The 2,592-nt window shown below is 37.5% G+C and carries 3 protein-coding genes; all 3 read right to left on the bottom strand.

The genetic code is table 11. The features are described 5' to 3' along the window. On the bottom strand, nt 1-978 hold a 978-nt coding region (gene dapF / locus V7659_RS09230; protein ID WP_335539613.1), incomplete at its 3' end, for a diaminopimelate epimerase. A gap of 79 nt (nt 979-1,057) precedes the next feature. Beyond that, on the bottom strand, nt 1,058-1,849 hold the full coding sequence (locus V7659_RS09225; RefSeq protein ID WP_335539611.1) for a hypothetical protein: 792 nt from the start codon (nt 1,847-1,849) through the stop codon (nt 1,058-1,060). Between the two features lie 111 nt (nt 1,850-1,960). Then, nucleotides 1,961-2,592: patatin-like phospholipase family protein (locus tag V7659_RS09220; RefSeq protein ID WP_335539609.1), on the bottom strand; the 632-nt coding region annotated here is incomplete at its 5' end.

Here is a 2,592-nt window from a genome sequence, read left to right as displayed (position 1 = left end):
TTTCATATTCGTTTCAACAAACTTTTTTGCTTCATTTTGCAATTGCTCATACGAAGCCTGTTCAGAATGTTCTGTTTTAGTTGAAACTATAAACGAACGATTCTCTAGGTCAACATTTACTGTAGCATTATAGAGATAGGTGGCATTCCCTATTAAGTCAATCGAGTATTTTCCTTCGCTTTCATGGGCAACACATTGGACTTTTCCGCCATTATTATAAACATTAACGACGCTTTCCAATTCATTTAATTCCTGTAAACAAGTGACGAGCGTAGAAGCTGACATAGCAGTCCCACAGGCATTGGTAAAACCAACACCACGCTCAAATGTTCTTACATAAATGGAACCCGGCTGTAAGTGCTTAACAAAGCTTACATTGACTCCGTCAGGAAACAACTGATTAGGACCATTAACTTTTTCACTAAGCTGTTTTTGAAGGTCGCCTTCTAGCTGTGCTGCTTCAACAATAGCAATTAGATGTGGATTGGGAACTGCCAGTGCTGTAAACCTTAAATCTGCTGATAGTTCTTCAATTCTCTCATTGAAAAGAGTTGGTTTATTTAAATTCAATGGAAGAGCCCTTAATTCAAACAAGACAGGAGAAATTTCCACCTGATAAGTATGGATGTCTGGTAACAGGTCTTTTTGTTTGCTCACCTTTAAATTTGCTTTCATTGTTTCAATTACGGCTTTATTTTGGCCAAGATGTTCACATACATATCTCGCAACAAGCCGCAATCCATTTCCACACATCGATGCTTCAGACCCGTCTGAGTTAAAGACACGCATCCGACCATCCGCGTTTTTGCTATTCATCACGAAAAGAATTCCGTCTGCCCCTAATTCAGACTGACGATTACATAACAATTTCGCAAGTTCCGCACGTTCACTTTCCGAAAATGAATATCCATTCGACATTTCATCAATGATTAGAAAGTCATTTCCCGAACCATGACCCTTTATTAATTGGACTTCCATTCTTCATCCCCCACAACCTTGATATCAGTATTTTATTTATCATACCAAACAATGTCCATGAGGGAAACTGTCGAAACTTCTATCTTTCGATAAAATACTCATTAATCAGAAATGACATCCGAAGGAGTTTGTCTTGTTCAGATAACGTCTCTCTCATGGAAAGTACCGGTGTATTCGGCTCTGGAAACAAGGGACTCCATTCCAATGGCATCCATCCACGACGAAGACGTGCTTCCTGAAAGTGATCGTGGTTTTTGAATTGTTCATCCATAAAAGCAACAGCACCTTCTACGGCACCAATAAACCTTCCTTTCGAATCTAGTAATTCCTTTTTGGATGTTCTCCAATTCTTTTTTCTTCGCTCAAAACTGCCTAAGAATTGCCTTCGATGATTAAATACTTCTATTTTTATCGTTTTTCCACCATTAACCTTATAGTAACCGATTGCTTGGTTCTGGTTCTCCATGGAATAGAGTGCATAAATTTTTGAAAAAGATAGCTTCTTCGTCCCTTTGCCTCGATATCTCTTAATCATTCCAGCAAGATGCCCGTTCGGAAAGTAAAATAGTAGTCTAGAAGATTTAGTGTTCAGAAAGAGCACTAGTAAATGGTGTGATTCAAATAAAGACATTCTTCCGACCTCAGATTTCCTCATCTGTCTGTCAATTGAAATCGACTGCCGCCTTCTAAAAAGATAGAATTGAAAACTAACCAAACTATAGATAAGAAATGGGATCGTTAATAACATGATTTCTTTTGTTTTAAAAATAGAAAGGTTGCCAGCAATGATTATGATAACTGGCAATAGAGAAGCAATACTACCATTTAAGTTCAAATGAGCTGTATCCCGGTAATATTCATTTATTTTCATCTAGAAAACTCCTTATCAATTCCTCTTTTCTTAGTTTATTTACTATTAACAAAAAAAATGATAGGAGATTACGATTAGAATAAAAAAGAAGAGACGAAATGGTCCCTTCTCTTAATTCTTAATATAGTTAATTATCGTTGACATAGATGCTCTGGCATCTTCGTAGCCTTGATTGTATAGCTCTTCCAGCCTTTGGGGATTCCTTTCCATTCTACCGACCTTCAATGGCTGGGACGGGCGGATAATCAAAACATTTCCCTTTTTCTCTTCCTTCTCAACATATTCGACCGTTTCATTGTATTTTTGATATCGATTCCTAAGGGACTTTTGCAAGCCTTTGTATTCGGGATACTTGCGATCAACAAGAAAATGAAACTTCGAGGGCTTTTTCAAATACCCCTCATTTCTTGTAAGAATGACGATATTTTTTGCAAATCCATCCTGTTGTGCTTTCTTGATTGGAATGGGATCGCTAATGCCACCATCAAGTAATACTTTATCTTTAAAACGGACTTCAGGTGCAATAAATGGAAGGGAGCTTGATGCCCGTATCACGGTTAAAAGGTCATCCCCGTAATCCTTCTTCTTAAAATAAACAGGCTCTCCTGTCAGGCAATCTGTTGTCCCCACAACAAATTCTGAAGGACTATTGTAAAAAACATCGTAATGGAAGGGGACATGTTTATTTGGAATTTCGTCAAAAATAAAATCCATTCCAAAAAATTGCCGATTTCGAAAATAAT

The sequence above is a fragment of the Neobacillus drentensis genome (assembly GCF_036966985.1).
GTDB lineage: Bacteria > Bacillota > Bacilli > Bacillales > Cytobacillaceae > Neobacillus > Neobacillus drentensis_E.
This window is presented reverse-complemented; position numbering and strand designations above follow the sequence as displayed.

Excerpts from the sequence above, each read along its gene's own strand:
- V7659_RS09225 (WP_335539611.1), bottom strand. The coding sequence starts at position 1,849 with ATGAAAATAAATGAATATTACCGGGATACAGCTCATTTGAACTTAAAT.